This window comes from Bowdeniella nasicola, from assembly GCF_001907295.1.
GTDB lineage: Bacteria > Actinomycetota > Actinomycetes > Actinomycetales > Actinomycetaceae > Bowdeniella > Bowdeniella nasicola.
Map to the genome: position 1 here is coordinate 1 of NZ_MQVR01000102.1, position 6,156 is coordinate 6,156.

Sequence of the window (6,156 nt, forward strand, 5' to 3'; positions counted from 1 at the left end):
AGTGAGTTGTAGAAGATGAACTCGAGGATCACGCGGTGACCGCCCTGCTGTCCAGCACGACCACCCCGCTACACCACTATGAGGGACTCAACTTCTACATCGACCCTCCGTACAACACGGGTGCGAAGGACTGGAAGTACAACAACAACTACGTCGAGGGAGACGACGATTACAGGCACTCGAAGTGGTTGGCGTTCATGGAGCGACGGCTGGAGGTCGCGAAAGAGTTGCTCAACCCTGACGACTCGGTACTCATCGTCACAATCGATGAGAAGGAGTATCTACGCCTCGGAATGCTGCTGGAACAGACATTTCCTGAGGCGACCATTCAGATGGCCACCATCGTTATCAACCCCAACGGCGTGGCAAGAGGTGGCGAACTAGCCAGGGTTGAAGAGTACGCATACTTTTGCTTCTTCGGTAGCGCAGGCCCTGATGCCCAGACGGACACCATGCTGGATCAAGGTATGCCTGCAAAGGCCGGGGTGCGGTGGGAATGGCTTATGCGGGGCGGCTCAAACTCAAGACGAGTCGACCGTCCCAATCTTTTCTATCCCATCTATATCAATGAAGCGGAGAAGTGCATCGCGGAGGTCGGGGACGCCATCCCGCTTTCTAGAGACCCCGCATCAGTGCCGCCGAAGGAAGGGCTTCTCACCTTGTGGCCCATCCGCACGAGCGGAGAAGAGGCCAACTGGCGGACCTCTCCGGAGTATCTTCGGGAACTGCTGGGCCAAGGCTACGCCAAGTTGGGGGCCCACGACCGGAGCAGTGGTCGTTGGTCAATCCTGTATCTGGGAAAGGCCCAACTGCGGCGTATCGAAAGTGGGGAATTAGTTGTAACGGGGACGAACCCCGATGGCTCCAAGGTCGTCGAGCCTGGCGAGACGGTTACCACACGCACGCCGAAGACGGTCTGGAATCGGTCCCGTCACGCGGCAGGTGAGCATGGATCCCGCCTACTGCGCACTATGCTGCCCGGTCGGGTTTTTCCTTTTCCTAAGGCGCTCTATGCCGTCGAGGACTGTCTCCGCGTCGCCTGCACCTCAAAGCCTGATGCCATCATCCTCGACTTCTTCTCCGGCTCGGGCACGACTGCCCACGCGGTCATGCGCCTGAACAAGCAGGACGGGGGCCGTCGGCAGTGCATCTCGGTGACGAACAACGAGGTGAGCGCGGACGAGCAACGTGGCCTGCGCAAACGCGGCCTGCGACCTGGAGACGAGGACTGGGAGTCGCAGGGCATCTGCGACTACATCACCAAGCCTCGGGTAACCGCCGCCATCACTGGCCGGACGCCTCAGGGAGAGCCAATCAAGGGTGACTACAAGTTCGTGGATGAGTTCCCGATGAGCGAGGGCTTCGAGGCGAACGCAGCGTTCTTCACGCTGACCTACGAGGCACCGCTGTCCGTCCGCCACAACAGGGCGTTCGAACGGATCGCGCCGATGCTGTGGATGCGCGCTGGGTCGCAGGGCCGGATCATCACGGACCTCGGTGAGGATGGCTGGGACGTTGCCGAGACCTATGGCGTGCTGGAGAACCTGGATCAGGCGGGTGACTTCGTGGTCCGGGTGGCTGAGGAGGAGTCGGTGAAGACGGCGTTCATCGTCACGGATGATGACTCCGCGTTCCAGATGGTGTGCCGTGACCTGCCCAGTGCGGTGCTTCCGGTGCGGCTGTACGAGTCGTACTTGCAGAACTTCATGCTGAGGGGTGGTCGCTGATGCGCTACACGTTGAAGGACTACCAGGGCGAGGCCGTCCGGGACGTGCTGCGGAATCTGGATCAGGCCCGAGACATGTACCACCGCTACGGGTCGCTGTCGCAGTTCTCGCTCACGGCCACGACCGGCGCGGGCAAGACCGTCATGGCTGCTGCGGTGATCGAGGCGCTGTTCTTCGGCAACGACGAGTTCGACTTCGAGGCCGACCCGGGCGCGGTGGTGCTGTGGTTCTCCGACGACCCGTCGCTGAACGAGCAGTCCCGGGCTCGGTTGCAGGAGGCCGCGAGCGAGTTGGACTCCCGGCTGCGCGTGATCGAGACGACGTTCTCCGAGCCCTCGCTGCGTCCGGGTCACGTGTACTTCCTAAACACGCAGAAGTTGTCGAAGAACTCGCGCCTGGTGCGCGGCGAGCCGACCCCGGCTCCCGGGCAGGTGCGCCTGTTCGAGCCGCGTCCGGATGAGATGCAGTCCTCGATCTACGACGTGATCACGAACACCGTGGAGAACAGGGACCTCACGCTGTACTTCGTGCTGGACGAGGCCCACCGGGGCATGGGCACGACGAGCAAGGACCGCTCGACCATCGTCCAGCGGCTGATCAACGGTCACGGGGCGGTGCCGCCGATGCCGGTCGTCTTCGGTATCTCGGCCACCGTGGAGCGGTTCGAGGTCGCGATGAAGGATGCCAAGGGCCGCACAGCCCTGCCTTCGGTGGAGGTGGACTCCGGACTGGTGCAGGCGTCGGGGTTGTTGAAGGACGACATCGTGCTCTCGATCCCGACCGAGCAGGGTGTCTTCGACACGGTGCTGCTGCGGCGGGCGGTGGAGAAGGTCCGGGCCTCGACGGCGGCGTGGCTGGCGTATGCCGATGAGCAGGAGGAGGCCGATCCGGTCATCCCGTTGCTGGTGGTGCAGGTGGGTGATAAGCCCACCACCGAGACGCTGGTGCGGACGTTGGACACGATTTACGACGCTTGGCCCGAACTCGGCCCCGACGCCGTGGCGAACGTCTTCGGTGAGCACCAGGACCTGCTGGTCGGCCAGCAGGGTGTGCCCTACATCGAGCCCCAGCGGGTGCAGGATGCCACCCACGTGCGGGTGCTGCTGGCAAAGTCTGCGATCTCCACGGGCTGGGACTGCCCGCGCGCTGAGGTGCTGGTCTCGATGCGCCCGGCGAAGGACCGGACCCACATCACCCAGTTGCTCGGACGGATGATCCGCACCCCGCTCGCACGGCGCATCCCGGGCAACGAGTTGCTCAACTCCGTGGATTGCCTGCTGCCGTTCTTCGACCGCAAGACCGCCACGGGCGTGGCCGAGATGCTGATGAAGGGCGCGACTTCCAAGGATGAGGAAGACACCGACACTGGGGGCGGCGAGGGACGCCGCGTGCTCTTCGACCCGGTGGACCTGCACCCCAATCCCAAGGTGCCCCAGGAGGTCTGGGACCGCTTCGCAGCGCTGCCCTCGGTGACGATCCCCAAGAAGGGGGTCAAGCCCATCCGCAGGCTCACTGCGCTGGCGACGGCGCTATCCAAGGACGGGCTGGTCGAGGAGGCCGTGGAGAAGGCGCACAAGCACCTCCACGCCGTGCTGGACGGGCGGGCCGTGCAGCACAAGGAAAAGGTGGCCCAGGCCAAGCAGGACGTGCTCACCATGAGCGGTGAGGAGGCCCGAGGCCGGATCGGCGGCGCGTTCTCCTACAAGTCGTTCCAGGAGTCGGCAGACCCACGTGCCATCGAGGACTCCTACCGGGCCGCTGCGCGCGTCCTGAGCCCTGCCCTGTGCTCCTCGTACGTCGACCACCTGGTCAGTCCGGACGGCGACGATGACGACCTCCTGGAGGCCAACATCACCGTCGCTGCTCTCGGACGGGTGCCTGAGGTCGCAGTGGCCGTGGAATCTGAGGCCGACGACCTGGCGAGGATGTGGCTCAATCAGACCCGGGTCGCTCGCAAGGGCCTCTCGGATGAACGGCAGGCGGAGTACGACCGCTTGGAGGGCATGTCCACCCAACCTGAACGCATCTCCCTGACCGTGCCCAAGGCAGCCCAGGCCGAGACCATGGTCCGTGAGAAGGACGGGACCGAGAGCCCGCTGGAGACCCGGCTCATGCATCTCATGGCAGCCGACGACGGCACCTACCCCATCTCCCTCAACGAGTGGGAGCGCAAGGTCCTCGACTCCGAGGCCAAGCAGCCCGGCTTCAAGGGCTGGTACCGCAACCCCGCCCGGGCCACCAAGGAGTCCCTGGCCATCGCCTACCGAGAGGACTCCGGCACCTGGAAGGCTGTCCGGCCCGACTTCATCTTCTTCGGCACCGACCACACCGGCCAGGTCGTCGCAGACCTCGTGGACCCGCACGGCCACCACCTCTCCGACGCCCTTCCCAAGTTGCGCGGGTTGGCGGCGTTCGCGGAGAAGTACCAAGGCGAGTTCCGCCGCATCGAGTCCGTGGCCGAGACCGCAGGAACGATGCGTGTCCTCGACCTCACCAAGCACCACGTCCGACAGGCCATCCGGGACGCCAAGACGGCCAAGGGGCTCTACGAGTCCGGCGTGGCGAGCGACTACTGAGAGGAGTGAGCACGTGACTTCCGCCTTCATCAGTTACTCCCACCAGGACCAAGAGTTGGTTCGGTCGGTGGCAGAGCATCTTCAAGCCGATGGGTTCCACGTCTGGTTGGACGAGTGGGACCTGAAGGTCGGGGACTCTCTGATCGAGCGCATCTCGGAGGCTATCGACCAGGTGGATTTCGTGGTGGCGTTCATCTCCAACGCGAGCCGAGACAGCCAATGGTGCCGAAAGGAGGTCTCGCTGGCCATGACGGGCGAACTCGCGGCGAAGGGCGTCAAGGTGCTCCCCGTGCGCATTGAGGGGGCTCAGATGCCACCGACGTTGGTGGACAAGTTCTTCCTCGATGCAACCGGGCTCGATGCTATGGGGATCAAGGAGAGACTGGCCCGGGACATGGCGGCGCACATCTCCCCGTCCCGCATCATCCCGACGCGCCGGACAAAGCCCCAGCCCGCCGTTCCCTCGAAGGCTGAGGACGGCCCCATCCGGATCGTCGGCATCGACGCGCAGGGGATCACTGCACCACGTAACGACGGCACTCCTGGCTCAGCGCTCTACAGGGTGCCGGTGCTGCTCTCGCGCCGCCCCGACAGCACGTGGGGCCAACTCATGGTTCAGAACTGGGACCGCCCGCCTCAGTTCTCGACCATGCACCGACCCGGGATCGGCTCAGTCTCCGGCAACGCCTTCGTCTTGAATGGGACGACGCTACAAGAGGTGGAAAGGTACCACCTCGACACTCTCCAACTAGCCGTAGCAGAGACGAACAAGCAGTACGACGAGATCATGCGCCGCCATAAGGCACAGGCAGATGCCGAGGCAGAGGCTAGGCGCAAGCATGAGATGAGCGTGGCTTCAGCGCTCGACAGGCTGGCGACCCGGTTCGATTCCTCATCATCGGACTCGTAGGACGCAGAGATGGAGACTGACTTCGCCCCGACTGGAGAGTTGCGACTCCGCCAGATTGTGGAGGCCGTCATGGCCGAGGGTGACGCTGTGGAGGGCGTCGGCCTGGAAGTAAAGAGCGACATAGACCCGAGCGCGAAGGGCCTCGGCATCGCGAAGGTCGCCAAGTTCATTCTTGGCATGGCGAATCGCTTGCCTGCGGTCGCGTCGGGCCACTTCAAGGGCTACGGGGTCATGGTCATTGGAGCAGAGAAGGGTCAGGCTCCGGGGATCCCGAAGGGCGTCGAAGCAGATGAACTGGCGGACAGGCTGAAGCCCTACCTCGGACCGAATAGGCCGCACTGGGACTTGGCTCGGCTCCCAACCTCGGATACGCACGAAGTGCTCTTCGTGTTGGTGGAGCCACCATCGGACGGCCAGCCGCTCTTCCCCTGTCATAAGGACTTCCAGCCTGCCGGCAAGGCGGATGCGAAGTTCGCACTTGCTAACGGCGACATCTATGTCCGGGACAAGTCACGGACGAGGAGAGCCCGTGCTGACGAGTTGCTCACCTTGGTCGCCCGCGCCCAGACGAACGTGGAGGCCGAACTCTCGGTGAACTTCGAGGTCCACGGCCAGGCATTGCTCATGACTGAGGAAGAGGCACTCAAAACACTTTGGGTGGAAGCGCTGACGAAGGATTATCGCGACTCTCGGACGACGGAAGAACGAGGGCAGGGACATAAGTCCAACCCATGGAGCATCAACATCCCTGCGTCCATTCTGACGCCAGGACCTCGACTGGAGGTTGAGGAGCAAATCCGCGAGTTCAGGGTTCGCGTGGACCAGGGATGGGCGAAGGGGATGGACCTAATAGTTGAGTCCCTCATAGTGGTGTAGCGGGGTGGTCGTGCTGGACAGCAGGGCGGTCACCGCGTGATCCTCGAGTTCATCTTCTACAACTCAC

The 6,156-nt window shown here is 63.6% G+C and carries 4 protein-coding genes; all 4 read left to right on the forward strand.

What is annotated here, in order from left to right:
• Positions 1-35 precede the first annotated feature (35 nt).
• Genes BSZ39_RS11820 through BSZ39_RS11835 form a run of 4 tightly spaced genes read left to right on the forward strand, consistent with a single transcriptional unit; the run spans position 36 to position 6,089 of the window.
• Positions 36-1,727, forward strand: a complete 1,692-nt coding sequence (locus tag BSZ39_RS11820; RefSeq protein WP_073717528.1) for a site-specific DNA-methyltransferase — start codon at positions 36-38, stop codon at positions 1,725-1,727.
• Positions 1,727-4,303, forward strand: a complete 2,577-nt coding sequence (locus tag BSZ39_RS11825; protein WP_073717529.1) for a DEAD/DEAH box helicase — start codon at positions 1,727-1,729, stop codon at positions 4,301-4,303. The genes BSZ39_RS11820 and BSZ39_RS11825 overlap by 1 nt, the downstream gene beginning before the upstream one ends.
• A 13-nt stretch (positions 4,304-4,316) precedes the next feature.
• Positions 4,317-5,213 (forward strand): toll/interleukin-1 receptor domain-containing protein, encoded by an 897-nt coding sequence (locus tag BSZ39_RS11830; protein ID WP_073717530.1) that lies wholly within the window; start codon positions 4,317-4,319, stop codon positions 5,211-5,213.
• A gap of 9 nt (positions 5,214-5,222) precedes the next feature.
• Positions 5,223-6,089, forward strand: a complete 867-nt coding sequence (locus tag BSZ39_RS11835; RefSeq protein WP_073717531.1) for a hypothetical protein — start codon at positions 5,223-5,225, stop codon at positions 6,087-6,089.
• Positions 6,090-6,156 lie beyond the last annotated feature (67 nt).

Excerpts from the sequence above, each read along its gene's own strand:
- BSZ39_RS11825 (WP_073717529.1), top strand. The coding sequence starts at position 1,727 with ATGCGCTACACGTTGAAGGACTACCAGGGCGAGGCCGTCCGGGACGTG.
- BSZ39_RS11835 (WP_073717531.1), top strand. The coding sequence starts at position 5,223 with ATGGAGACTGACTTCGCCCCGACTGGAGAGTTGCGACTCCGCCAGATT.